Source organism: Streptomyces sp. IBSNAI002, assembly GCF_052244475.1.
In the GTDB taxonomy this organism is placed as follows: domain Bacteria; phylum Actinomycetota; class Actinomycetes; order Streptomycetales; family Streptomycetaceae; genus Streptomyces.
Window position 1 is genome coordinate 7,053,736 of record NZ_JBQPXG010000002.1, and the last position, 24,988, is coordinate 7,078,723.

Below are 24,988 nucleotides of genomic sequence, written 5' to 3' on the forward strand. Positions count from 1 at the left end.
GCACGCCGGAGATGGTCCGGTACCGCCCGCCCGCCCCCTCGGCCGCCGGTGGCGCCGGGCCTGACCATACATTCGGAGGCGGATTCCGTGAACACCGCACTGCTGTACCGGCTGCTCGACGCCGACCCGGCCGCCGGCCCGGCCGAACTGCTCCACCGCGCCCGGGCCGGCCGCGACCTGCCGCACCTGGTGCTCTCCGCCCTGGTCCGCGACGGCGTCCGGATGGGCGAGCCCGCCCGCGCCGAACTGCGCCGCGCCCGCGACCGCGTCGCCCAGTACGCCCGGCTGGCCGCCGGCCTCGCCCGCTCCACCGGCGTCCGCGCCATCCGCGGCCTGCCGCTCGCCGGCTACTACCCGGACGGCCTGCTCCGGCCGCTGGACGGCCTCGACCTCGTCGCCCCGGACGAGGCGGCCCTGTGGCAGGCCGTCATCCGCCTGGTCACCGACCACCCGGTGGAGCGCATCGACGTCTCGCTGCTGGGCGAGCGCCCCCACCACACCGCCGTCACGCTCCACTGGCCCGCCGAGGACCCCCTGGTCGACCCCTGGTACCGGGTCCACCTCACCACCGCCGCGCTGCCCGGCGACGGCTCGGGCGTGCCCGTCCGGCCGTACCTGGCCGCCGACGAGCACGTCGAGTGCCTCATCGCCCTCGCCGAGTCCTGTCTGCGCCGGCCGTCCCAGCCCCCCTGTCCCGTCACCCTCCTCGACATCGCGGCCCTCACCGGCCGGCCCTTCTCCGAGCCCGCCGAGACCGCCGCCGTCCTCGCCGCGTACCGCCTGGCCCCGGAGGCCGCCACCCTCCTCGACCACGCCGCCGGCCACGTCCCGCTCGGGCCCCTCGCCGCCGTGCGCGCCGAACTCGACCCCGAGCTCGCCCCCGAACGCCGCCGTCGCGCCGAAGCCGCCACCGCCGCCCGGCGCCTCCCCACGCGCCACGGCACCCTCCTGCGCCGTACCGTCATCCGGCACGCCTGGGACGAGGCCCGCTTCCTCGTCCCCTCCTCCGGTACCCCGCTGCTGCTGCTGACCCCCGTCGCCGACTACCTCCTCGCCCCGGCGCCCCCGACCTCCACCGCGCGCACCGTCGCCCTCCAGGCCCTCCACCACTGGGACAACCTCTGCTGACGCGGCCCGGGAAAGGGGCGGCAGGGGCCGGTGCACGGCTCCGGGGCGGGACCGGCCGGAGCCCGTCCCGCCCCGGAGGCCGGCGTCAGGAGGACTGGTCCGTGAGGATCGCCGGGTCGGAGAGGCCCGCCGCGCCCGTTTCGACCTTGCCGGCGAAGCGGCGCAGGAAGTCCGGGGCCCCGGACGCGGTGACCGTCACGTCGTACCAGCGCCGCGTGTTCTTCAGCGAGACGCTGTGCGTGACGGTGGCTCCCTTGGCGACGGTGAGCCGCTTGGGGCCGCCGCCGTAGGAGTTGGTGACGGTGAGCGTGGCCGTCGACCCTCCGGCGTTGGTGAGCGTGAGGTCCAGGTTCCCGGTGGCCGCGTTGTGCCGGGCGGTGACCTCGGGGCCCGGGGTGGTGCCCGGGTTGCGGAAGCCGCGCAGGAAGCCGTTGGGGCCGTGCACGGTCAGGTCGGTGACCCCGGCCGAGTACTGCGTGTTCCAGGTGTCCGCGATCGACTTGCCGGCCTCGGTCGTGTAGGTCCACGGGGCGTCGGTGCGGTTTCCGGAGGTGACGTAGAACTGCGCGCCCAGATCCGGGCCGCCGCTGAAGGCCAGCCGGAACCTGCCCTCGGCGGTCAGCGCCGTACCGTCCACGTACGGGGCGTACTTCAGCGCACGGGTGGGGCGCAGGCCCTTCTCCTGGCGGGGCATGGAGCCGACGGCCGGGGCGGGCGCCCGGAAGTCGGGGTGGCGCTCGCGGTCCTGCGGCTCCCAGGCCCCGGTGTCCGGCAGCTCGACCGCGCCGGTGTCCTTGCGACCGAAGTCGAAGGCGGCGGTGAGGTCGCCGCAGACGGCGCGGCGCCAGGGCGAGATGTTGGGCTCGTGCACCCCGAACCGCTGCTCCATGAAGCGGATGACGGAGGTGTGGTCGAAGGTCTCCGAGCAGGAGTAGCCGCCGGTGCTCCACGGGGAGACCACGAGCATGGGCACGCGCGGGCCCAGGCCGTACGGCCCGGCGACGTAGCCCGACTTGCCGGGGAAGACGTCCAGGGCGGTCGGCGTGGTCGACAGGCCCTGGTTGGCGTCGGCCGGGGCGTACGGCGGCACGACGTGGTCGAAGAAGCCGTCGTTCTCGTCGTAGGTGATGAACAGCGCGGTACGGGCCCACACGTCGGGGTTGGAGGTGAGGGCGTCCAGCACCTGCGAGATGTACCAGGCGCCGTAGTTCGACGGCCAGTTGGAGTGCTCGCTGAACGCCTCGGGCGCGGCGATCCAGGAGACCTGGGGGAGGGTGCCGGCGGCGACGTCGGCGCGCAGCCGGTCGAAGTAGCCCTCGCCGGCCTTGGCGTCGGTGCCGGTGCGGGCCTTGTCGCGGAGCGGGTTGCCGGGCTGAGCGTTGCGGTAGTTGTTGAAGTAGAGGAGCGAGTTGTCCCCGTAGTTGCCGCGGTAGGCGTCGTTGATCCAGCCCCAGTGGCCGGCGGCGTCCAGGCCGTCGCCGATGTCCTGGTAGACCTTCCAGGAGATCCCGGCCGCCTCCAGGCGCTCGGGGTAGGTGGTCCAGCCGTAGCCGAGTTCGGCGTTGTTGAGGACCGGGCCGCCGCCCTTGCCGTCGTTGCCGGTGTGGCCCGACCAGAGGTAGTAGCGGTTCGGGTCGGTGGAGCCGATGAACGAGCAGTGGTACGCGTCGCAGATGGTGAAGGCGTCGGCGAGGGCGTAGTGGAACGGGATGTCGTCCCGCGTCAGGTAGGCCATGGTGGTGGGCGTCTTGGCGGGCACCCAGTTGTCGTACTTGCCCTTGTTGAAGGCGCTCTGGCCGCCCGCCCAGTCGTGGTTGAGACCCTGGAGGAACTCCATGCCGAGGTCGTCCGACGGCGGCCGGAAGGGCAGCGTCTCCTTCGTGCCGTCGGACTGGTGCCATACGGACTTGCCGCTCGGCAGGGTCACCGGGCGGGGGTCGCCGAAGCCGCGGACGCCGCGGAGCGCGCCGTAGTAGTGGTCGAAGGACCGGTTCTCCTGCATCAGCACGACGACGTGCTCGACGTCGGCGATGGTGCCGGTGGTCCCCTGCGCGGGGATGGCGGCGGCGCGCGCGATGCTCTCGTTGAGCATGGTCAGGGCGGTGGCGCCACCGGCGAGCTGCAGGAAGCGACGGCGGTTCAGTTCTGCCATGGCGGGATCGACCTCTGCGGGTTGAGGGTGTTGGAGCGCCCCCAGGACAACGCGCCCGGGGGGCCGGATGGGGAGCCTGACGTGACCATTCCGGGTACACCAGTCGAACGGCGGTCGGATGGGGGAGGAGTTCGGCCAAAGTCCGGCCGGGACGGCCCGCCGGCCCGCCCGGACTGTCGCCCGCCGCGCCCGCTCCCCTACAGTGCGTGATGCCCCGCACCGGTCCGTGCGGTGCGCAGCCGTCGGACAGGAGCAGACCCGTGGCCACCCCCGCCCGCCCCGGCTCCCTCCCGGGCCCGTTCCCGGCGGGCCGCCCGGTCCCCGAGCTGGAACCCGCCCTCGTACGGGAGTGGCGGGCCGGGGGAGGGGAACTCGTCGAGCTGTTCGCCCGGGCCCGCGAACGGCTCGGCGGCGTCGCCGCGTTCCGGCTCGGCCCGGACCCGACCGTCCTGGTCACCGACCCCCGGGCGGTGCGGCACGTGCTCGCGCTCCACCCCGGCCGGTACGTGAAGCGCTCGCACCGGGCGCGCCTGCTGATCGGCGACGGGGTCCTGGCCGCGACGGGCGAGGCCTGGCAGCGGCAACGGCGGCTGCTCCAGTCCCAGTTCACCGGCCCGGGCATGCGCCGCTACGAGCAGCGGATCGACGGGGCCGCCCGGACCACCGCCGCGCGCTGGGCCTCGTACGCCCGCGACGGGCAGGTCCTCGACGTCGGGGAAGAGATGCGCCGCTTCGCCCTGGACACCATCTGGCGCTCCCTGACCGGCCACCCCCTCGACGCCGGTACGGAGCGTGAACTGGCCGCCGTGCCCGCCGTGGTGGCCGCGCTGCCCAGCCTGCCCGCCGACGGCGCCGCCGCCCACGGGCCAGTCGCCGACGACCTGGCCAGGATCGACGCCGTGGCGGGCCTGGCCATCGCCGCCGCCCGCGACGGGGGCGCCGGACCGGACGGGCCGGGCCTGCTGCACGTCCTGCTCGACGCGGCCGGAACCCGCCCCGAGTACACCGACCGGCTGATCCGCGACGAGCTCGTCACCCTGCTGGTCGCCGGGCACGAGACCACCGCCTCCACTCTTACCTGGCTCCACCTCCTGCTGGACCGCAACCCGCAGGCGCGCGAGCGGGCCCTGGCCGCGGGCGGCGAGGGCTCGCCCGAGCGCCGGCAGGCCCTCCAGGCCCTCGTCCACGAAACGCTGCGCCTCTACCCGTCCGCCTGGATCCTGCCGCGCTGTGCGTCCGAGGACGACCTCCTCGCCGGCCACCGGATCGAGGCCGGCACCGACGTACTGGTCTGCCCCTACCTCACGCACCGCGACCCCGGACTCTGGGACGACCCCGGGCGGTTCGACCCGGAGCGCTTCACCACCCCCGGCCGGCGCCCGACCCACCCGGGGAGCTACTACCCGTTCGGTGTCGGGCCCCGGGCCTGCCTGGGCCTTCAGTTCGCGCTCCGGGAGTCGACCGTCCTCCTCGAGCACCTGCTGCCCGCCCACGTCCCGCACTTCCGGTCCGTCCCGGCCAGGGCCGCCTACGGCATCACGGTCCGCCCCGACGGACCCGCCCCGGCAACGCTGGGCTAGGGGGTGTCTGACGGATGTCCGCGGCGTCGCGACGCCCGGCACGCACTCTCGCCGCACCGGCCGAAAGCCCGAGTACGCCCAGTACGCAGACTTCCGGCCGGCACGCCGAGAGCACGCACCGGACGCCGCTCCTTCCCCACGGACACCCGTCAGACACCCCCTAGCGGAAAACACTTGGACGGCCCGGGCGGGGGCGCGGGACACTGCGGACCTTGTCCTTCTGGTCCGACAAAGCAGGGTTGGGATGGGATCGTCCGAGTCACACGAAGGTTCGCCGGGCCGGGGCCCGGTACTCCTCGCACTCCGCCACTACGGACGGGAGCTGGTCCGGCTGCGGAAAGTGGCCGCTCCCGCGATGCTGCTCCCCGCGCTCGGCAACATCGGCATCACCTACATCGCACCGCTGATCGTCGCGAAACTCGTCGGCCGCATCGCGGGTGACACCGGCACCGGCACCGGCGCGATGCTGCCCTACGTCCTGGCCTTCGCCTGCTCCCTGCTCGCCGGGGAGACCGTGTGGCGCATCGGCTACCACTGCCTGAACCGCCTCGACGCCCGCGGCATCGAGCACCTGTACGTCCTCGGCATGGAGGAGCTCTACGCCAAGGACGCCGCCTTCTTCCACGACAACTTCGCCGGCTCCCTGACCAAACGGGTCCTCAGCTTCGCCTCCCGCTTCGAGGAGTTCGTCGACACCCTGACCTTCTCCGTCATGGGCAACTTCGTACCGCTCCTGTTCGCCTCGGTGGTGCTGTGGCAGTACGACCCGCTCCTCGTGGCCGGTCTGCTGACGATGATCACGTTCACGGGCCTGTGCGCCGCCCCCCTGATCCGCCGCCGCCAGGTGCTCGTGGCCCAGCGCGAACAGGCGATCGCCCGGGTGTCCGGCCACGTCGCCGACAGCCTGATGAACATGGACACCGTCCGGGCCTTCGCCGCCGAGGAGCGCGAGGCCGCCGAGCACCGCTCCCGGGTCGCGGAGTCGCGGCGGCTCATGCTGCGTTCCTGGGACTACGGCAACCTGCGCATCGACACGCTCGTCGCGCCCATGTCCGTACTGACCAACGTGCTGGGCCTGCTGCTCGCCGTCGCGCTCGGCGCGGGGGAGCACGGGGTGGAGGGCGTCATCGTCGCCTTCACCTACTACGCGGCCGCGACCCGGATCATGTTCGAGTTCAACCAGATCTACCGGCGCCTGGAAAGCTCGATGACCGAGGCCGCCCAGTTCACCGAACTGCTCCTGGACCCGCCGACCGTGCTCGACCCCGCCGTGCCGAAGCCGCTGCCGGCCCGGGCCTGCGACGTGCGCTTCGAACGGGTCACCTTCGCCCACGGGGGCGGGAAGCCGCTCTTCGAGGACCTCGACCTGGCCGTGCCCGGCGGGACGAAGATCGGCCTCGTCGGCCGGTCCGGCGGGGGCAAGACCACGCTCACCCGGCTGCTGCTGCGGATGACGGACATCGACGCCGGCCGGATCCTGATCGGCGGCCAGGACATCAGCAGGCTGCGCCAGGCCGACCTGCGCGGCCTGATCGCCTACGTCCCGCAGGACCCCGCCATGTTCCACCGCACCCTGCGGGAGAACATCGCGTTCGCCCGGCCCGACGCCACCGACGCGGAGATCCGGCGCGCGGCCGAGGCCGCGCACGTCACGGAGTTCGCCGACGCGCTCCCGGACGGCTTCGACACCATGGTGGGCGAGCGCGGGGTGAAACTGTCCGGCGGACAGCGCCAGCGCGTCGCGCTCGCCCGGGCGATCCTGCGCGACGCGCCGATCCTGCTGCTCGACGAGGCCACCAGCGCCCTGGACTCCGAGAGCGAGGTGCTCGTCCAGGACGCGCTGTGGCGGCTGATGGAGGGGCGGACCGCGCTCGTGGTGGCCCACCGGCTGAGCACCGTCGCCACCATGGACCGGCTCGTCGTCCTCGACCGCGGAAGGATCGTCGAACAGGGCTCCCACCAGGAGCTGCTCGCCTCGGAGGGCGCCTACGCGAAGCTCTGGCGGCACCAGTCGGGCGGCTTCCTGGACGACACCCCGGCGGGGGCCGACCGGCACTGAACGGCGGTGCGGCGGTAGGGCGCTGCGGCCGTACCTCCCCAGCCGCCGTACGGCTCTACCCCTCGCCGTCGCCGTCGCCGTCGCCTTCGACCCGGCGGCCCGCGTGGAGTTCCAGCGGGCCCCGTCCCGTGTCGCGGACGGTGAGGGCGGCCTTGATCCGGCGGCGGAGGGAGGGTTTGACCAGGTCGCGGAGTTCCCCGGGGGTGGCCGTGCGCCAGGCGAGGAGCTCCGCGGGGTCCACGCGGACGCGGGCGAGGGCGGGCGCGTCGAGGACGCCCCCGTCGTAGAGGAAGCGGACCCGGGCCAGCCGGCCCGGTTTGTGGGACCAGTCGACGGCCAGCAGGCGACCGGGGGCGAGGTCGAGGCCGATCTCCTCCCGGACCTCCCTGCGGGCCGCGCCGCGCGGGGTCTCGCCGAGGTCGCTGTCGATGCCGCCGCCGGGCAGCTGCCAGCACCGGGTGTTCCCGTACGCGGGCCGCACCAGCAGGATCCGGCCGCCGGCGTCGGTGAACAGCACGCTCGCCGAGGTCGTGGCCTTGGGACGGCTGGCGCGGTGCCCGGCGGCGCCGAGGGCGCCCGCGTGCTCCAGGGCGCTGCGGTCGGCCGGGTCGAGGCCCGCGGGGGAGCCGGGCTGGGGCACGCCGTCGACCAGGTGGGCCAGGGATCCGGTGTGCAGGGCGGCCAGAGCGGCGCGCAGCCGGGGTGCGATCCGGGCGGGCAGGGCCGCACAGGCCTCGTCCGGCCGGAGCCAGCGCGCCGCGCTGATCTCGCCGTCCGGGAAGGAGAGGGAGGCGGCCTCCTCCGGGCGCAGCGGGCCGACGAGGTGGACGTGTACGACGAGGGAGCGGGCGAGCGCGCCGGACGGGCGGGAGTCCACGGCGAGCAGCCGGCCCACCGGCAGGCTCAGGTCCAGCTCCTCCTTGAGCTCGCGCGCGAGCCCCTCCTCCGGGGTCTCGGTGCCCTCGACCGTGCCGCCCGGCAGTTCCAGGTCCTCCTTGCAGGAGGTGGTCAGGACGAGGATCCGCCCGGACGTGTCCAGCACGATCCCGGTGGCGGCCACCAGCGGGGAGGGCTGGGCGGCGGTGTACGCCCGCACCGTGTCGGGGGAGGGGCGGTCGGGCACGGGCGGACTCCGGTCGTCGGTGGGCCGGCCGGGTGCGAGGCCGGCCGGGCGGGCGGTCCGCCGGTCCGCGCGGCAGGCTCAGGCGCGGGCCAGCAGCATGCCGCCCATGGTCACCATGGTCGCCGCGACCAGGCCGTCCAGCACCCGCCACGCGGAGGGGCGGGCCAGCAGTCCGCTGAGCAGCCGGGCGCCGTAGCCCAGGGTCCCGAACCAGGTCAGGCTGGCCAGGACCGCCCCGATGCCGAAGGCCCAGCGCAGGTCTCCCCGGTCGGCCGCGAGAGAACCGAGGAGCAGGACGGTGTCCAGGTAGACGTGCGGGTTGAGCCAGGTCATGGCCAGGCAGGTCAGCACGGCCCGGCGGGCGGACCCGGAGGACGCGCCCTCCGTGCTGAGCGCCGCGCCCGGCACGGGCCGCAGCACCCGGCGGGCCGCCAGGACTCCGTAGCAGATCAGGAAGGTGCCCCCGGCCAGCCCGACCACCGTCAGGGCGGCGGGCCAGGCGGTGACGAAGGCCCCGACGCCGGCGACGCCCAGGGCGATCAGGAGCGCGTCCGACAGCGCGCAGATGGCGACGACGGCCAGGACCGCGTGGCGGCGCGCGCCCTGGCGCAGGACGAAGGCGTTCTGCGCGCCGATGGCGACGATGAGGGAGAGTCCGGTGCCGAAACCGGCGAGGGCCGCCGTGATGATGCCGTGGTTCATGTCCTCGACCGTAGGCAGCGGCGGCGCTTCAGTACAGCTAAAGATTTTTACGTACCATTAGCGCCCATGATGGATGAACTGCCGCTCGACCAGGTACGGACACTGCTGGCCGTGGTGGACGAGGGCACCTTCGACGCGGCGGCGGCCGCCCTGCACGTGACCCCGTCCGCCGTCAGCCAGCGGGTCAAGGCCCTGGAGCAGCGGACCGGGCGGGTGCTGCTGATGCGGACGAAGCCGGTGCGCGCGACGGACTCGGGGGAGGTGGTGGTCCGCTTCGCCCGGCAGCTGGCCCGGCTCGAGCGGGACGCCCGGGCCGAGCTGGGGATGGCCGAGGGGATGGGCCCGGTGCGGCTGCCGATCGCGGTGAACGCGGACTCGCTGGCGACCTGGTTCCTGCCGGTGCTGAGCCGGGTGCCCCAGGACCCGCCGGTCTGCGTCGAGCTGCACCGCGAGGACGAGTCGCACACGACCGCGCTGCTGCGGGAGGGCCAGGTGATGGCGGCGGTGACCTCCTCGCCGGACCCGGTGGCCGGGTGCACCGTACGGATGCTGGGGCTGGCGCGGTACCTGCCGGTGGCCGCCCCGGACTTCGCCGCCCGGCACCTCACCGGGGAGCTGGAGCGCGACCTGCGGCGGGCGCCGACGATCGTCTTCGACCGCAAGGACGAGCTCCAGGACGCCTTCGTGCGGTCGCTGGCGGGAACGCGGTCAGGGGTACGGGCGGACCCGCAGGCGGTGGGCGCCGGGCCGGTGCGCCACCACGTACCCACATCGGAGGGGTTCCGGGACGCGGTGGTCGCGGGGCTGGGGTGGGGGATGGTCCCGGAGCAGCAGGCGAGGCCGCTGCTGCGCACGGGCGGGCTGGTGCTGCTCGCGCCGCGGCGGCCGATGGACGTACCCCTGTACTGGCAGCAGTGGAAGCTGGACTCGCCGGCGCTTTCGCTGGTCGCGCGGTTGGTCGCGGACGCGGCGGGCAAGGCGCTGCGCAAGCCTCCGGCGGCCACGCCCTAGGCTGCGGGGCATGGAGTCCTACACGATCGGCCAGGCGGCGCGGCTGCTCGGCGTGAGCGTCGACACGGCGCGGCGCTGGGCGGACGCGGACCGGTTCCCCACGCGCCGGGACGGCACGCGGCGCATGGTCGACGGGCCGGACCTGGCCGCGTTCTGCGTCGCCGTCGCCCAGGAGAGCGGCGACGGCGACGAGACCCCGTACACCTCGGTGCGCAACGCCTTCCCGGGGATCGTCACCGGGGTGCGGCTGGGCGCGGTCGAGGCGCAGGTGGAGATCCAGTCCGGACCGCACCGCATCGTGTCGCTGCTCACGCGGGAGGCCGTGGAGGAGCTCGGTCTGGAGGTGGGTGCGCGGGCCACGGCCCGGGTGAAGTCGACCAGCGTGTTCGTCGACCGGGCCTGAGGCCCGTCACCCGGGGCGATGGCACACTGGCCGCTGATCAGCCGAAAGAGGAGCACGTCGTTGTCCATGTTCAGCACCTTCCGCCGGGTCGTGCGCCGCGGGTACCGGCGGGCCGTCGACCTCAGCCACCCGTCCCGCTCCCCGCTCGGCAGCGCCGTGGTCAACTGCGTGGTCTACCAGGACGGGGTGCGCCAGGAGGGCTGCGCCGAGGTCGAGGAGGCGCTGCGCCGGGTCCGCAAGGCGGGCCGCGGCTTCGTCTGGATCGGCCTGCACGAACCGGCCGAGTCGGAGCTCGCCGGGCTCGCCGGGCTGTTCGGCCTGCACCCGCTCGCCGTCGAGGACGCCGTGAACGCGCACCAGCGCCCCAAGGTGGAGCGGTACGACGACACGCTGTTCTCCGTGTTCAAGACCGTGCGCTACGTCGAGCACGAGGAACTGACCGCGACCAGCGAGGTCGTGGAGACCGGCGAGCTGATGGCCTTCACGGGTGAGGACTTCGTCATCACCATCCGGCACGGCGGCCGCGGCACGCTCGGCCCGGTCCGCGAGGAACTGGAGGCGTCCCCCGAGCAGCTGGCCCTGGGGCCGGCGGCCGTGCTGCACGCCATGGTCGACCACGTGGTCGACGACTACGTGGCCGTCACGGACGCGGTGCAGAGCGACATAGACGCCGTCGAGACGGCGGTGTTCAGCGAGGCGGGCGGGCGCGGCGACGCGGGCCGGATCTACCAGCTCAAGCGGGAACTCCTGGAGCTGCGGCGGGCGGTGGCGCCGCTGAGCCGCCCGCTGGAGCAGCTGGCGACCCAGCCGATACCGGTGATCCCGGCCGACTTCCGCGCGTACTTCCGGGACGTGGCCGACCACCTGACCCGGGCCACCGAGCAGATCGGCGCCTACGACAACCTGCTGGATTCCATCCTCCAGGCGCACCTGGCGCAGGTGACCGTCGCGCAGAACGAGGACATGCGCAAGATCACGGCGTGGGCGGCCATCGTCGCCGTGCCGACCATGGTGTGCGGGGTCTACGGGATGAACTTCGACCACATGCCCGAGCTGCGCTGGACGTACGGCTATCCGCTCGTCCTCGGGGTCATGGCGGTCGCCTGCTTCGTCATCCACCGCGGCTTCCGGCGCAACGGCTGGCTCTGAACCCGTTCTCAACCCTCGGGGACTGTGAGGGAGTTGAAGGCCCGGGACGGGGACTCCCGGGCCTTTTGGGATGCCGCGAAGTCTGGTAGTAAAGTTTCTTAACGAAACCGGGAAGCCTCAACTCCCCCATGGAGGCCTTGTGTTCACCCCCCACCGCAGGACCCTGGTGATCGGCGCCGTGCTCGGCAGTGTGCTCATCGCCGTACCGGTAACCGCCCAGGCGACCGCCGTCGACACCGGCGCCGCCACCGCGGCGCAGGCGAAGGCGCAGGCGGCCGCGGCCGTCGGGCTCGACGATCCGGCGAAGAAGGAGATCGCCATGAAGATCGTCTCCAGTGCGGAGAACTCCTCGCTGGACTGGAAGGCGCAGTACAAGTACATCGAGGACATAGGCGACGGCCGCGGCTACACGGCGGGCATCATCGGCTTCTGTTCCGGCACCGGCGACATGCTCGACCTCGTCGAGTACTACACGCAGGTCAAGCCGGGCAACGTGCTCGCCAAGTACCTCCCCGCCCTGCGCCGGGTCGACGGCACCGACTCCCACTCCGGCCTCGACCCGAACTTCACCCGGGACTGGGCGAAGGCGGCCCAGGACGCGGAGTTCAAGAAGGCCCAGGACCGCGAGCGCGACCGGGTCTACTTCAACCCGGCGGTCAGCCAGGGCAAGTCGGACCGGGTCGGCGTCCTCGGCCAGTTCATCTACTACGACGCGATCGTCATGCACGGCGACGGCGCGGACTCCACGAGCTTCCGCAACATCCGAAAGCGCGCGCTGTCCAAGGCCAAGCCCCCGTCCCAGGGCGGCAGCGAGACCGCGTGGCTGAACGCCTTCCTCGACGCCCGCGTCTGGGCGATGAAGCAGGAGGAGGCGCACAGCGACACCAGCCGCGTCGACACCGGGCAGCGGGTGTTCCTGAAGAAGGGGAACCTGGGCCTCAACACCCCCCTGGACTGGAAGGTGTACGGGGACTCCTTCCACATCGGCTGACGCGAGCCGCGGCCCGGCGCGTCCGGGGCGGCGTGCCCGGCCCGGCCCGCCTGGCCCGCGCGGTCGCCGTGCGGTAACGATGTGGACACCGATCAACGCGGGTTCCGTGGTGCGGAGCAGGCGCCCGGCGGGGACGATTCGGACGTCGCCGGACACGGCGCCTCTCCGCACCCCGGTCACCGGTCGGCAGGTGCCGGATATCGTGCCGTGTGGCCGAATAAGGGCCCCGGATAACTGGCTTGACCCCGGTGTAAGGGGGGCATAAGTTCTGCCCCGGCTTGATCCAGCAGGACGGGCCGCACTTCCGTCCTCTGGGGGGACCCCGTGAACCACTACACCGACGTCCTGAAGAAGTACGCGGACTTCTCCGGCCGCGCGCGCCGCCAGGAGTACTGGATGTTCTCGCTCATCCAGTCGGTCATCGTCATAGCCCTGGTGATCCTCGACTTCGTGCTGGGGACCCTCCCGATCCTCACCCTCGTCTACACGCTCGGCACCGCCGTCCCGAGCATCGCGGTCCTCGTCCGCCGTCTGCACGACATCGGCAAGTCCGGCTGGTGGTACTTCATCACCCTCGTCCCGTTCGTCGGCGGCATCTGGCTGCTCGTCCTGACGGCCACCGCGGGTCAGCAGACGCCGAACGAGTACGGCCCGGACCCCAAGGGCTACCACGCCTGACCTGGGCTTTCGCCCGTAAAGCCTGAGCGCCGCCCCGGCCGGAGACAGCCGGGGGCGGCGCTTTCGCCGTCTCCGGGGTCCGACGTGACTCGTGTCTCCCTCGGCTCGTGGCAGGGGGCTGTCCAGACCGGCCCGATCACGAGATATCTTGATGTCGAGCAATGTTGCAGACGAGAGACGCAGACTGTGGAGCGGAGCATCCGGTGACTGACTCGACCATCATCTACACGCACACTGACGAGGCCCCGGCCCTCGCGACGTATTCGTTCCTGCCTGTGATCCAGGCATACGCGTCGACGGCCGGTGTGAATGTCGAGACCCGTGACATCTCCCTGGCCGGTCGGATCATCGCCAGCTTCCCCGAGCACCTCGAGGAGAGCCAGCGGATCGCGGACGCCCTCGCCGAGCTCGGCGAGCTGGCGAAGACCCCCGAAGCCAACATCATCAAGCTTCCCAACATCTCGGCTTCGATCCCGCAGCTCAAGGCCGCGGTCGCCGAGCTCCAGGGCCAGGGCTACGCCCTCCCGGACTACCCGGACGACCCGAAGACCGACGAGGAGCGCGAGATCCGCGCCCGCTACGACAAGGTCAAGGGCAGCGCCGTCAACCCGGTCCTGCGCGAGGGCAACTCCGACCGCCGCGCCCCCGCCTCGGTCAAGAACTACGCCAAGGCCCACCCGCACCGCATGGGTGCCTGGAGCGCCGACTCGAAGACGAACGTCGCCACCATGGGCGCGAACGACTTCCGCTCCACCGAGAAGTCCGCGGTGATCGCCGAGGCCGGCACCCTGCGCATCGAGCACGTCGACGCCGACGGCGCCACCACCGTGCTGCGCGAGTCCGTACCGGTCCTGGCCGGTGAGGTCGTGGACGCGTCCGTCCTGCACGTCGACGCGCTGCGCACCTTCCTGAACGACCAGATCGAGCGTGCCAAGGCCGAGGGCGTCCTGTTCTCCGTGCACCTCAAGGCCACGATGATGAAGGTCTCCGACCCGATCGTCTTCGGCCACGTGGTCCGCGCCTTCCTCCCGAAGACCTTCGCCCGCTACGGCGAGACCCTCGCCGCCGCCGGCCTGTCGCCCAACGACGGCCTCGGCGCGATCCTGAACGGCCTGGGCGCGCTGCCCGACGGCGACGCGGTCAAGGCCTCGATCGACGCCGAGATCGCCGAGGGCCCGGCCCTCGCCATGGTCGACTCGGACAAGGGCATCACCAACCTGCACGTGCCGTCCGACGTCATCGTCGACGCCTCGATGCCGGCCATGATCCGCACCTCCGGCCACATGTGGGGCCCGGACGGCAACGAGGCCGACACCCTCGCGGTCCTGCCGGACAGCAGCTACGCCGGCGTCTACCAGGTCGTCGTCGACGACTGCCGCGCGCACGGCGCCTTCGACCCCTCCACCATGGGCTCGGTGCCGAACGTCGGCCTCATGGCGCAGAAGGCCGAAGAGTACGGCAGCCACGACAAGACCTTCGAGATCGCCGCCGCGGGCACCGTCCGCCTGGTCGACGCTTCGGGCAACACGGTCCTGGAGCAGGAGGTCGCCGCCGGTGACATCTTCCGCGCCTGCCAGACCAAGGACGCGCCGATCCAGGACTGGGTCAAGCTCGCCGTCACCCGCGCCCGCGCCACCGGCGTCCCGGCCGTCTTCTGGCTCGACGAGACCCGCGCCCACGACGCGCAGCTGATCGCCAAGGTCAACGCGTACCTGGCCGACCACGACACCGAGGGTCTGACCATCAAGATCCTCTCCCCGGTCGAGGCCACCGCCTTCTCCCTGGAGCGCATCCGCCGCGGCGAGGACACCATCTCGGTGACCGGCAACGTGCTGCGCGACTACCTGACCGACCTCTTCCCGATCCTGGAGCTGGGCACCAGCGCCAAGATGCTGTCGGTGGTCCCGCTCATGAACGGCGGCGGCCTCTTCGAGACGGGCGCCGGCGGCTCCGCCCCGAAGCACGTCCAGCAGCTGGTCAAGGAGAACTACCTGCGCTGGGACTCGCTCGGCGAGTTCCTCGCGCTGGCCGTCTCCTTCGAGCACCTCGCCACCACCACCGGCAACGCCCGCGCCCAGGTGCTGGCCGACACCCTGGACCGGGCGACCGGCAGCTTCCTCAACGAGGACAAGTCGCCGAGCCGCAAGCTGGGCGGCATCGACAACCGCGGCAGCCACTTCTACCTCGCCCTGTACTGGGCGCAGGAGCTGGCCCGTCAGACCGACGACCCGAAGCTCGCGGCCGCCTTCGACCCGCTGGCCAAGACGCTGGCCGAGTCCGAGCAGAAGATCGTCGCCGAGCTGATCGCGGTCCAGGGCTCCCCGGCCGACATCGGCGGTTACTACCAGCCCGACGCGGCCAAGGCCGCCGCGATCATGCGCCCCTCCGCGACCCTGAACGAGGCGCTGGCCATCCTCGGCTGACACCCGTGACCGCCGCGTGACGTGCTCCGCCCCGGCCGGCCCCTGCGCCCGGCCGGGGCGGACCCGTGTCCGGGGCCGGTGGCCGGACCGGCTCAGAGCCGGTGCACCCGCTCCTCCCCGAAGGCCAGCGGATGGCGGCCGGCGGCCAGCAGCCGCAGACCCGGCGCGCGGCGGAGCAGGTCCCGCAGCCAGTCCACGGCCGCCGGGGTGAGCAGCTCGCTGCCGTCGAGGACGAGCAGCAGGTCGCGCTCGGCGAGCCAGGACGCCGCATCGGCCGTCCCGTACGGCAGGAAGGGCATGCCCGGCACGCAGCCCAGGGCGGCCGTCAGATCCCGCACGCCGCAGGCGCGGTCCAGACCGACGACGGCCACCCCGTCGTAGAAGTTGGACGCGAGCCGCCGTGCGATCTCCCGCACCAGCAGGCTCCGCGGCTCGCGGAACCCGCCCGTCACGGTCAGTACGCGCCCCCGCCGGACGGCGGTCAGCAGCCGCGACATCTCCACGGACGTGGCCGGCAGCGTGCCGGACGCCCTGGAATCCCCCATCGGCACGATGCCCCCCATTGCATGCGTGACCACGTGCGGCCAGAGGGTTGTTTCAGGCCGCATGTCGACGATTATGCGCCGCTTGCGCCGTAAGACCAGGGGAACGTCGTATTCCTGCGGAGGTACCTTTCGCCCCGCAGGTCAGGCCCACGCGGCCCGGTGCGGAGCCGGGGGGAGCCGGCGGCCGCGGCCCGGCGGGTCCACGGCGGGCGCGCCCGGCGCCGCGGCCCGGCGGTGCGCGCGATGGCGCTCGAGGTCCTCCTCCCGGTAGCGCTTCGTCGCGACGTGCCAGACGTGGATGGCCGCCATCCACCGCGTCAGCTCCACGGCGCTGCGGTCCAGGGCCGCGCGGGCCGCCGCGTCCAGCCCGTAGTCCGCGTACATGACGGGCAGTTCGTGCGTCACCACGTGCTGGAACTGCTTCATCCGCGCGGTCATCAGGCCGTTCACGATCCGCAGCGCCGCCGGAGGGTCGCAGTCGAAGAAGTTCTCCACGACGATCAGGCAGTTGTGCAGCTCGCCCTCGTACTGTGCCTCCTTCTGGTACGAGAACACATCGTTCATCAGTGCCGAGTAGTCGAAGGCCGCGGCCTCCAGCGACCGCATGGCCGAGCTCGCGTACACCTCCTCCGGGACGAGGTCCAGGTGCGCCATGCGCGCCAGCGCGATCGTCATCGGCGAACCGAAGGTCACCCGGCGCATCTCCAGGTAGTCGACCGGGTCCGGCACCCGGTTGGCGGCCTGGTTCTCCAGCTCCCAGTGCCAGCTGTCGAGCACCCGGTCCATCGCCCCCCTGAAGGTCTCCCGGCCGCGTGCCCCCAGCGGCGCGGCCGTGCGCCGCCACAGGTCCGCCAGCCCCCGCTCCATGGCGTTGGCCGGAGGAGGCGGCGCCGACAGGTCCAGCGGCATGCAGGCGCGCAGCCGCTCGGTCTGAGCCCGGGCGGCGGCCAGCTGCCGCCCGGTGCCGAAGACCAGCGGATAGACGTCGTCCGCGTACGTGCCCCAGCTCAGCCAGCCCGCGCTGATGTCCAGTGCCTCCGCCGAGGCCTCCGGGTCGATGCCCGCCGAGCACAGCGCGAAGTCGTACCCGCGGGCCTTGTCCTCCCACCAGACGCCCTCGTCCAGCATCCCCGTCGCGCGGTTCCACTCGACGAGCCGCTCCCGGGCGCCGGCCAGGTGCGGATTGAGGACGTTGCGGTACGGCATGAAGAACTCGGGGATCACCGAAGGACCCACCCGCCGGGGGACGTTGCCGTGCCGGCGGACCCGCCGCGCGCCGCCGGTCAGGCCCAGCAGCGCCCTGACGTTGGCCCCGGCGGTCCCCAGCCCGGCCGGGCCGGGGCGGGAGTTCATGTACCGGCCGGAGCGCATGTGCCACTCGTGGCCGCCGGACTGCCAGTCCTGGAGCCCGCGGGCGTAGGTGAGGACGGCGAGGATCCCGCCCGGGTCCAGGCCCTTCTCCGCGAACAGCACCGGCAGTTCGGTGAAGAAGGTGCTCTCGAACTGCTGGAGGCGCGAGGTGATCATGTCGTTCAGCCGGTCGGCGGCCTGCTGCGCGGTGCAGCCGAAGAACCGCTCCAGGACCAGCACCCCGTTGCTGAGCTCGCCCTCCTTCCCGGTCTCCCGCTCGTAGGAGAACAGGTCGTTGCGGAAGTGCACCGAGTCGGCGAAGCAGTCGCGCAGCACGCGCAGCGCCCGCTCCCCGGAGACGGACGCGGGCACCTCCACGCCCACCGCGTGCTCGACGATCCCCGCCGACCAGGGCGCGCCGCCCACCTTGCGGCGCTGTTCGACGTACTCCACCGGGTTGGACACCCGGCCGATGCTGATGTTGTCGAGCTCCCACAGCGACTCGTGGAGCAGATCGCGGGTGCTGACCGTGAAGCGTTCGATCCAGTCCGCCGAGTGGCCGGGCACCGTACGCCGCCACAGGTCGGCCAGACCGGCCTCCACCGGACTGGCCGGCTCGGGCACCGGCGCGCACGGGTCGGCTGGCATGAACGGCGCCAGCCGCTCCAGGGCGTCCCGCCCGGCCCTCCGGTCGCCGGAGCGCTTGAACCGCTCCAGGAACCAGTCGTCGAAGAAGAACACCCACACGTACCAGTCGGTGACGAGCGAGAGCATCGGCCCGTCGCACTCGGGGTGGGTGTAGGCGCACAGCAGCGCGTAGTCGTGCGCCTCCAGGTCGGCCGGGCCCCACACGCCCGAGCCTTCCAGCATCCCCCGCTCCGCGGCCCACGCGCGGGTGTGCGTGCGGGCCTCCTCCAGGTGGGGGTTGAGACGGGCGGGATGCGGGAGGTAGAACTCCGGCAGTTCGAAGGGCTGCCGCGAGACGTCCTGCTGCCGAGCGGTCATGTCCTGGACTCCCTCACTCCTCGGCACTGGGTTCTCGGCACTGGGTGCTCGGTGCGCGGTGCTCATTCGTCGAAGCGGGAGATCTCCACGTTCTCCAGCACCCCGACGGCGTCGGGCACGAGGACCGCCGCCGAGTAGTAGGCCGTCACCAGGTAGGAGATGATCGCCTGCTCGCTGATGTTCATGAAGCGGACGGACAGGCCCGGCTCGTACTCGTCGGGCAGCGCCGCCGGGTGCAGCCCGACGACCCCGTCGTTGTCCTCGCCGGTGCGCAGGACCAGGATCGAGCTGGTCCGCTCCGGCGTCACCGGGATCTTGTTGCAGGGCAGCAGCGGCACCCCGCGCCAGGACGGGACCTGTTGGCCCCGGAAGTCCACGCTGTCCGGGTACAGGCCGCGCCTGCTGCACTCGCGGCCGAAGGCGGCGATGGCCCGCGGATGGGCCAGGAAGTACTGCGACCCGCGCCGGCGGCTGAGCAGTTCGTCCATGTCGTCGGGGGTCGGCGGGCCGGTGCGGGCGTAGATCCGCTGCTCGTAGTCGGCGTTGTGCAGCAGCCCGAACTCCGCGTTGTTGACCAGCTCGCTCTCCTGGCGCTCCTTCAACGCCTCCACGGTCAGGCGCAGTTGCTGTTCGGACTGGTTCATCGGCTGGTTGTAGAGGTCGGCGACCCGGGAGTGCACGCGCAGGACCGTCTGCGCGACGCTCAGCTCGTACTCGCGCGGGCTGAGGTCGTAGTCGACGTACGTGCCGGGCAGCATCACCTCCCCGGTGTGACCGGCCGACAGGTCCACGGCGTCGCTGCCCCGGCGGCCGACGCGCTCCGCCTCCAGATAGGCCTCCGCGTGCCGGCGCAGCGCGGCGGAGCTGTTCAGGGCCGCGTCCCAGTCCCCGCGGTTGAAGGTCATCGTCACCACGTCGGTCTGGGCGCGGGCGGTGAACTCCCAGCGGGCGTCGGGCAGCGGATGATGGCCGAAGTGGTCGCCGTCGCTGAGCACGCCCAGGCTGGCCTCGTCCCCGTACGCGCCGGCGCTCAGCCGCTCGATGCGGCCGTGGGCGACCAGGAAGATCTTGTCGACGGGCTCGCCGCGCCGCACGATGACGTCGCCCCTGCGGAACTCCTCCTTGACGAACCGGTCGGCGATCGCCTTGACCACCCGGTCGTCGGGGAAGTACCGGAGCATGCCGAGCTCGCGCAGCATGGCCGGGATGACCCGCAGCTCGGAGCCCGTCTTCACGAAGGTGATGCGCCCGTCGCCGAGGGTGTAGCTGACCGTCCGGTTCACCCGGTACCTGCCGCCGCCCGTCTGCACCCACGGCAGGATCCGCAGCAGCCAGCGCGAGCTGATCCCCTGCATCTGCGGCGCGGACTTGGTCGTCGTGGCCAGGTTCCGGGCGGCCTCCGTGCTCAGGCTCTGCCGGACCGCGGCGGTCAGGTGCTCGGCGCCCACTTCGGCGCTCGGTTCGACGGACATGGCGGGCCTTCCTCTCGGTCGGTCTTCCGGAGAGCGGGGCGGACGCCCCGGACCGGGGCCGGGCGGGGTGCGCACCTCCTTGCACGGGGCCGGGTGCGGGGCGGCGTGCGGGCGTGAGCGGAACGCACGGTCCCGCTCCGAGTGATCTGCCGTGCTCCCGTACGCCACGGCCACGCGGTGTGACCGTGGGCCGCCGAGCGCACACGTCTGTGTTAGGGGCAGGACGGCCTCACCCGGTACATCCGTCCCCGCCCCGCCGTGTTGAATGTCCGACCGCGTTGAATGGATGGACACGTGTACGAGCTGGGCGGTTTCTGATGGCCAAGCGTGAACCCAACGGACGACTCCGCACCCTCCTCACCGACGCCCGCTGGAGCGGGCAGGACTTCGCGCACGTCGGCGCCGAACTCCTCGGCGTGGTGGCCGACGGCGACCAGCTCGGCGACGACGCCCTCGGCCGGACCGACCCGCGGTGGGGGTACGGCGTACGGGCCGCGACCGCCGGGACCGTGATGGTGCTGCGGTGGAGCTCCTTCCAGGAGGTGCTCGGCCGCGCGGCGAGCCTGCGCACGCACCTGGAGCAGTACGTCGAGAACGGCCGCCGGCCCGTCAACCGGCGCGGCGAGGCCGACATCGAGCTCGCCTCCGGCCACGCGGGCGAAGCGCGGCTGCCCGCCACCTTCGTCGACTACGAGCTGCACCCGCGCGAATACGAACTGAGCCTCGCCCAGACCGTGCTGCAGATCCACACCCGGGTCGCCGACCTCTACAACGACCCGATGAACCAGTTCGAGCAGCAACTGCGCCTGACCGTGGAGGCGATGCGCGAACGCCAGGAGTCCGAGCTCCTCAACAACCGCGACTTCGGCCTGCTGCACAACGCCGACTACGGGCAGCGCATCAGCACCTGGTCCGGCCCGCCCACCCCCGACGACATGGACGACCTGCTCAGCATGCGCCGCGGCACGAAGTTCTTCCTCGCGCACCCCAAGACCATCGCCGCCTTCCTCCGCGAGTGCAACAAGCGCGGCCTCGCCCCGGCCACCGTGGAGGTCCACGGCAAACACGTGCCCTCCTGGCGGGGCGTCCCGGTCCTGCCCTGCGGCAAGATCCCCGTCGTCGGCGGCCACACCAGCTCGGTCCTGGCCCTGCGCACCGGAGAGGACGACGGAGGCGTCGTCGGGCTGCGCCCGGCCGCGATCCCCGAGCAGGTGGAACCCGGCCTCAACGTCCGCTGCATGGGCATCGACCAGAAGTCGGTCATGTCCTACCTGGTCAGCTCCTACTACTCGGCGGCGATCCTCGTGCCCGACGCGATCGGCATCCTGGAGAACGCCGACATCGCCGCCACCCGTGCCTAGCGCCGTGGCCTGGAACGGTTGTCCGCGAGCCGGTCATGGGCTCTACTGCTGTGCAGCCCCCACCGGGGGGACCGTGCGCGGGAGGGGCCAGGATGAGAGCGGACCGGCGGACAGGACGGCGGCCGAGACGGGCGTTCCGGCCGGTGTCGCACCGGCGCCGGAAGGGGTTCCGTGGCCGCGGGCCGCTGATGCTGCTGGTCTCGGCGTTCCTCCTCGTCGGGGTGTGCGCGGCCACCGGCATAGCCTGGGACCCCTTCGACGCGACCTCGCCGAAAGGCGGTTCGGCCCCCGCGATAGGCGCCCCGTGGACCGCCGGCCCGGCCGGCACCCCCGCGCCCGGAGATCCCGCGCCGGCCACCGCGCCGTCCGCCGAGAGCCCGCCGCCCACCAAGGGCGCGGCCGCCAAGGGCAACCTGGGGGGTGCGAGCGACACCGGGGCTCCCCGCCCCGCCGGCGCCCTGCCCTTCGACATGCCCCAGCCCGCCGCCCTGCGCTCCGGCGCGGCGGGCCGCAAGCTGGTGTTCGCCCACTACTTCACCCCGTACCCGCTCTCCCTCGACAACGCGCGGGCGGATGGCGACTACTACACCCGCCACTACCTGAACCCGGACGGCGAGAGCGGCAAGCACGGGAAGTACGGCGGCCTGCTGCGCGACCGGCCGCTGCCCGTCGAGCCGAAGTCCGGCGACTGGGAGTACGCCAACCTCCAGCAGGAGGTGCGCACGGCCCGCGCGGCGGGCATCGACGGGTTCACCCTCGACATGCTGTCCTTCTCCGGCCGCAACTGGGACCGCTGCAACCTGCTGATGGCGGCGGCCCGTTCGGTCGACCCCGCCTTCAAGATCATGCTGATGCCCGACATGACCTCGCTGAAGACCGACGACCCGGGCGTGCTCGCCGAGGCCATCGCCACGCTCGGCGACGCCCCGGCCGCCCACCGCCTCCCCGACGGCCGGCTCGTCGTCTCCCCGTTCAAGGCAGAGGAGAAGAGCGCCGCGTGGTGGACCCAGGTCCTGGAGATCCTGCGGTCCAGGCACGGCGTCCAGACCGCGTTCGTCCCGCTCTTCCTCGACTTCGCCGCCCACCACGACGCGTTCGCCCCCATCAGCCACGGCTTCTCCGAATGGGGCAGCCGCAGTTACGTCGGCCAGGAGGGCAACACGCGCGACGTCCGCCGGGCGCACGGCATGGGCAAGATCTGGATGCAGCCCGTCTCGGTCCAGGACGCCCGCCCCAACCAGGGCGTCTACGACGAGGCCGGCAACACCGCGACCCTGCGCTCCACCTGGACGCACGCCATCGAGGACGGGGCCGACTGGGTGCAGCTGACCACCTGGAACGACTACTCGGAAGGCAGCCAGTTCGCGCCCTCCCTGCACAACGGGTACGCCTACCTGGACCTGACCTCCTACTACCTCACCCGGTTCAAGACGGGCAGCTGGCCGAAGATCGTCCGTGACACGCTGTACCTCACCGCCCGCACCCAGTTCGCGGCCGCGGACCCGACGGGCGGCCAGTCGCTGCTGATGGCCCCGCGCAAGGGCACCGCCGCGCCCCGGGACACGGTGGAGGTGCTCAGCTTCCTCGCCGGGCCCGCGGCCGTCCGCACGGCCGTCGGATCCGCCCAGGACACCCACGAGGCCCCCGCGGGGGTGCACTCCGAACTGCTGCCGCTGAAGCCGGGCACCGCCACGGCAGCGGTGGTGCGCGGCGGCAAGACCGGCACGGAGGTACGGCTGCCGTACCCGGTGGACCGTACGGTGGAGGTCCAGGACCTCCAGTACTACGCGGCGACCAGCGGGCGGTAGGGGCAGAGGGAGGCGCAGCCGCGGCCTGCGGGCAGGCCACCCTGCCGTGAGTGGCCTTGTCGGGCCCGGCCCCGCGCCGTGCATGATCCGCAGGAGCCCGCCCGCACCGCCGCACCCTTCACCCGGAGGTACCGTGACCGAGCCCGCCACCCCGACCGCCTTCCCCGGCGGCGGAAGCCTCTTCCGGCTGGACCCCGGCGTCTCCCACCTCAACCACGGCTCGTACGGCACGGTGCCCGTCCCCGTCCGGGACGCCCAGGAGGCGCTGCGCGCCGAGGCCGACGCCGACCCCGACGCCTTCTTCAACGGGGTCGCCGACCGGCTGGAGGGGGCCCGGAGCCGGATCGCGGCCCGCCTCGGGACGGACCCGGCGGGGCTCGCCTTCATCTCCAACGCCACCGAGGGCGCCAACCTCGCCCTCGATGCCATTCCGCTCGCCTACGGCGACGAGATCCTGGTCACCGACCACGGCTACGGCACCGTGACCGAGGCCGCCGCCCGCCGCGCGTCCGTCACCACGGTCGCCCTGGACCCCCACCTGCCCGACGAGGACGCCGTGCGCGAGGCCGTGCTGGCGGCGCTCACCCCCCGCACGAAGGTGGCCCTGCTCGATCACGTCAGCTCGCCCACCGCCCGCCTCGTCGCGGGCCCCCGGCTCCTCGCGGACCTCGCGGCGCGCGGGGTCACCACCGTCGTCGACGGCGCCCACACCCCGGGCACACTGGCCCGGCCGGTCGCCGCCGGCGCCGACTTCTGGTTCGGGAACCTGCACAAGTGGGGCTACGCCCCGTCCGGCAGCGCACTGCTCGCCGTGGCCCCCGCCCACCGGGCCCGCGTCAGGGCCCTGGTGCCCTCCTGGGAGGACCACCGGGGCTACCCCCGCTCGGTCGAGTACCGGGCCACCACCGACTACACCGGCTGGCTCGCCGCCCCCGAGGGCCTCGACCTGATCGAACGCCTGGACGCCGGCCGGGTCCGCGCCCACAACGCCGCGCTCGCCGCCTACGGCGCGGACCTGCTCGCCCGGCTGCCCGGGTTCACCGCCCTCCCGCACACCCCGGGCCTGCCGATGCGCTCCGTGCTGCTCCCGGCGGGCGTCGCCGAGACCCGCGAGGCGGCCGCGGCCCTGCGCGAGGAGCTCGCGGCGAAGCTCCGCATCCGGGTCCTGGTCTGGCCCCGGCCGGGCGGCGGGGGCCTGCGCGTCTGCGGGCAGGTCTACAACCGCCCCGAGGAGTACGAGCGGCTCGCCGCGGCCCTGCCCGCCTTCCTCGCCGGGTGACCCGGCTCAGCCGCGCCGCAGCAGGTAGGTGTCCATGATCCAGCCCTTGCGGGCCCGGGCCTCGGTGCGCAGCTCCTCGATCCGCCCGGCGACGTCCGAGAGCTTCCCCGAGACCAGGATCTCGTCCGGGGTGCCGACGTAGGCCCCCCAGTAGATGAACAGGTCCTGGTCCAGGTGGGCGGTGAAGGCGTGCCGCGCGTCCAGCATCACCACCACGTCGTCCACGCCCTCCGGCCAGCCCTCCGCCAGCCGCCGCCCGGTGGTGATCTGGACCGGCCGCCCGACCCGGTTCAGGTTGGTGCGGTGCCGCGCCAGCAGCGCCGAGACGCTGCTGATGCCCGGGACCACCTCGTGCTCGAAGGTCACCCGGCCCCGCTCCAGCACCTCGTCGAGGATCGCGAGCGTGGAATCGTACAGCGAGGGGTCTCCCCACACCAGGAACGCCCCGGTCTCGCCCTCCGCCAGATCCTCCGCGATGAACCGCTCGAAGAGCTCGGCCCGCGCGCTGCGCCAGCCGTCCACCGTGGGGGTGTAGTCCGCCGGAGTGCGGTCCCGGTCGGGGTCGCGGCCCTCCACCAGCCGGTGGCCGGGGCGGGCGTGCTCGTCGAGCATCGCGCGCCGCAGTCCGGTCAGGTCCGCCTTCTCCTCGCCCTTCTCCAGGATGAGGAACGCGTCCGCCGCGCCGATCGCCCTGACCGCCTGGAGGGTCAGGTGGTCCGGGTCGCCCGCGCCTATGCCGATCACTGAGAACTTCTTCACGCCGCTATTC

General features: G+C 72.9%; 19 protein-coding genes. 12 read left to right on the forward strand and 7 right to left on the reverse strand.

Going from position 1 to position 24,988, the window contains the following annotated elements:
• The first annotated feature begins 87 nt into the window (after positions 1–87).
• Complete coding sequence (locus ACTVZO_RS33135) at positions 88–1,128, forward strand: hypothetical protein (protein WP_443301823.1); 1,041 nt, start codon at positions 88–90, stop codon at positions 1,126–1,128.
• An 85-nt stretch (positions 1,129–1,213) separates the two neighbouring features.
• Here ACTVZO_RS33135 and ACTVZO_RS33140 read toward each other — a convergent pair whose 3' ends face one another.
• Positions 1,214–3,280, reverse strand: coding sequence for a phosphocholine-specific phospholipase C (locus tag ACTVZO_RS33140; RefSeq protein ID WP_443301824.1), 2,067 nt, complete (start codon positions 3,278–3,280; stop codon positions 1,214–1,216).
• A gap of 260 nt (positions 3,281–3,540) precedes the next feature.
• On the opposite strand from ACTVZO_RS33140, the gene ACTVZO_RS33145 reads away from it, so the two are divergent.
• Positions 3,541–4,860, forward strand: coding sequence for a cytochrome P450 (locus tag ACTVZO_RS33145; protein WP_443301825.1), 1,320 nt, complete (start codon positions 3,541–3,543; stop codon positions 4,858–4,860).
• Between the two features lie 244 nt (positions 4,861–5,104).
• The gene (locus ACTVZO_RS33150; protein ID WP_443301826.1) at positions 5,105–6,919 is read left to right on the forward strand and encodes an ABC transporter ATP-binding protein; all 1,815 of its coding nucleotides are present in this window, start codon (positions 5,105–5,107) and stop codon (positions 6,917–6,919) included.
• Positions 6,920–6,974: 55 nt separating this feature from the next.
• Here ACTVZO_RS33150 and ACTVZO_RS33155 read toward each other — a convergent pair whose 3' ends face one another.
• Both ACTVZO_RS33155 and ACTVZO_RS33160 read right to left on the reverse strand, forming a co-directional pair.
• A complete protein-coding gene (locus tag ACTVZO_RS33155; protein WP_443301827.1) occupies positions 6,975–8,042 on the reverse strand; it encodes an NUDIX domain-containing protein in 1,068 nt (355 codons plus the stop codon).
• Between the two features lie 78 nt (positions 8,043–8,120).
• On the reverse strand, positions 8,121–8,744 hold the full coding sequence (locus tag ACTVZO_RS33160) for a LysE/ArgO family amino acid transporter (protein WP_443301828.1): 624 nt from the start codon (positions 8,742–8,744) through the stop codon (positions 8,121–8,123).
• Between the two features lie 69 nt (positions 8,745–8,813).
• Here ACTVZO_RS33160 and ACTVZO_RS33165 point away from each other — a divergent pair, with 69 nt between their 5' ends.
• From ACTVZO_RS33165 to ACTVZO_RS33190, 6 genes are all read left to right on the forward strand, one after another.
• The gene (locus ACTVZO_RS33165; RefSeq protein WP_443303348.1) at positions 8,814–9,755 is read left to right on the forward strand and encodes a LysR family transcriptional regulator ArgP; all 942 of its coding nucleotides are present in this window, start codon (positions 8,814–8,816) and stop codon (positions 9,753–9,755) included.
• A 10-nt stretch (positions 9,756–9,765) separates the two neighbouring features.
• Positions 9,766–10,158, forward strand: a complete 393-nt coding sequence (locus tag ACTVZO_RS33170; RefSeq protein WP_443301829.1) for a TOBE domain-containing protein — start codon at positions 9,766–9,768, stop codon at positions 10,156–10,158.
• Positions 10,159–10,224: 66 nt separating this feature from the next.
• Positions 10,225–11,307 (forward strand): magnesium/cobalt transporter CorA, encoded by a 1,083-nt coding sequence (corA, locus tag ACTVZO_RS33175; RefSeq protein ID WP_443301830.1) that lies wholly within the window; start codon positions 10,225–10,227, stop codon positions 11,305–11,307.
• Between the two features lie 139 nt (positions 11,308–11,446).
• On the forward strand, positions 11,447–12,298 hold the full coding sequence (locus ACTVZO_RS33180) for a chitosanase (RefSeq protein ID WP_443301831.1): 852 nt from the start codon (positions 11,447–11,449) through the stop codon (positions 12,296–12,298).
• A 324-nt stretch (positions 12,299–12,622) separates the two neighbouring features.
• Entirely contained in the window at positions 12,623–12,976 is a 354-nt protein-coding gene (locus ACTVZO_RS33185; protein WP_443301832.1) for a DUF805 domain-containing protein, read from the forward strand.
• Positions 12,977–13,179: 203 nt separating this feature from the next.
• A complete protein-coding gene (locus tag ACTVZO_RS33190; protein ID WP_443301833.1) occupies positions 13,180–15,399 on the forward strand; it encodes an NADP-dependent isocitrate dehydrogenase in 2,220 nt (739 codons plus the stop codon).
• A 92-nt stretch (positions 15,400–15,491) separates the two neighbouring features.
• Here the strand turns inward: ACTVZO_RS33190 and ACTVZO_RS33195 are convergent, their stop codons facing one another.
• The 3 genes from ACTVZO_RS33195 to ACTVZO_RS33205 form a co-directional block, all read right to left on the reverse strand.
• Positions 15,492–15,944 carry a hypothetical protein gene (locus tag ACTVZO_RS33195; RefSeq protein WP_443301834.1) on the reverse strand — a complete coding sequence of 151 codons (453 nt, stop codon included), beginning with the start codon at positions 15,942–15,944 and terminating at the stop codon, positions 15,492–15,494.
• A 141-nt stretch (positions 15,945–16,085) separates the two neighbouring features.
• Positions 16,086–18,299: a terpene synthase family protein gene (locus ACTVZO_RS33200; RefSeq protein WP_443301835.1), complete on the reverse strand. Its 2,214-nt coding sequence runs from the start codon at positions 18,297–18,299 to the stop codon at positions 16,086–16,088.
• Positions 18,300–18,361: 62 nt separating this feature from the next.
• The gene (locus tag ACTVZO_RS33205) at positions 18,362–19,771 is read right to left on the reverse strand and encodes a family 2B encapsulin nanocompartment shell protein (protein WP_443301836.1); all 1,410 of its coding nucleotides are present in this window, start codon (positions 19,769–19,771) and stop codon (positions 18,362–18,364) included.
• A gap of 317 nt (positions 19,772–20,088) precedes the next feature.
• Between ACTVZO_RS33205 and ACTVZO_RS33210 the strand changes: the two genes are divergently transcribed.
• The 3 genes from ACTVZO_RS33210 to ACTVZO_RS33220 all read left to right on the forward strand — a co-directional run bounded on the left by ACTVZO_RS33210 (position 20,089) and on the right by ACTVZO_RS33220 (position 24,219).
• A complete protein-coding gene (locus ACTVZO_RS33210; RefSeq protein ID WP_443301837.1) occupies positions 20,089–21,132 on the forward strand; it encodes a family 2B encapsulin nanocompartment shell protein in 1,044 nt (347 codons plus the stop codon).
• 188 nt (positions 21,133–21,320) lie between these two features.
• Complete coding sequence (locus tag ACTVZO_RS33215; RefSeq protein WP_443301838.1) at positions 21,321–22,940, forward strand: endo-1,3-alpha-glucanase family glycosylhydrolase; 1,620 nt, start codon at positions 21,321–21,323, stop codon at positions 22,938–22,940.
• A 133-nt stretch (positions 22,941–23,073) separates the two neighbouring features.
• On the forward strand, positions 23,074–24,219 hold the full coding sequence (locus ACTVZO_RS33220) for an aminotransferase class V-fold PLP-dependent enzyme (RefSeq protein ID WP_443301839.1): 1,146 nt from the start codon (positions 23,074–23,076) through the stop codon (positions 24,217–24,219).
• A gap of 6 nt (positions 24,220–24,225) precedes the next feature.
• Here ACTVZO_RS33220 and cobF read toward each other — a convergent pair whose 3' ends face one another.
• Positions 24,226–24,978, reverse strand: coding sequence for a precorrin-6A synthase (deacetylating) (cobF, locus tag ACTVZO_RS33225; RefSeq protein WP_443301840.1), 753 nt, complete (start codon positions 24,976–24,978; stop codon positions 24,226–24,228).
• Positions 24,979–24,988 lie beyond the last annotated feature (10 nt).

What these genes read in the sequence shown, in the direction of transcription:
- ACTVZO_RS33215 (WP_443301838.1), top strand. Translation starts at nt 21,321, where the DNA reads ATGCTGCTGGTCTCGGCGTTCCTCCTCGTCGGGGTGTGCGCGGCCACC.
- ACTVZO_RS33140 (WP_443301824.1), bottom strand. Translation starts at nt 3,280, where the DNA reads ATGGCAGAACTGAACCGCCGTCGCTTCCTGCAGCTCGCCGGTGGCGCC.
- ACTVZO_RS33160 (WP_443301828.1), bottom strand. Translation starts at nt 8,744, where the DNA reads ATGAACCACGGCATCATCACGGCGGCCCTCGCCGGTTTCGGCACCGGA.
- ACTVZO_RS33200 (WP_443301835.1), bottom strand. Translation starts at nt 18,299, where the DNA reads ATGACCGCTCGGCAGCAGGACGTCTCGCGGCAGCCCTTCGAACTGCCG.
- ACTVZO_RS33210 (WP_443301837.1), top strand. Translation starts at nt 20,089, where the DNA reads ATGGCCAAGCGTGAACCCAACGGACGACTCCGCACCCTCCTCACCGAC.
- corA (WP_443301830.1), top strand. Translation starts at nt 10,225, where the DNA reads ATGTTCAGCACCTTCCGCCGGGTCGTGCGCCGCGGGTACCGGCGGGCC.
- ACTVZO_RS33165 (WP_443303348.1), top strand. Translation starts at nt 8,814, where the DNA reads ATGGATGAACTGCCGCTCGACCAGGTACGGACACTGCTGGCCGTGGTG.
- ACTVZO_RS33195 (WP_443301834.1), bottom strand. Translation starts at nt 15,944, where the DNA reads ATGGGGGATTCCAGGGCGTCCGGCACGCTGCCGGCCACGTCCGTGGAG.
- ACTVZO_RS33150 (WP_443301826.1), top strand. Translation starts at nt 5,105, where the DNA reads ATGGGATCGTCCGAGTCACACGAAGGTTCGCCGGGCCGGGGCCCGGTA.
- ACTVZO_RS33205 (WP_443301836.1), bottom strand. Translation starts at nt 19,771, where the DNA reads ATGTCCGTCGAACCGAGCGCCGAAGTGGGCGCCGAGCACCTGACCGCC.
- ACTVZO_RS33170 (WP_443301829.1), top strand. Translation starts at nt 9,766, where the DNA reads ATGGAGTCCTACACGATCGGCCAGGCGGCGCGGCTGCTCGGCGTGAGC.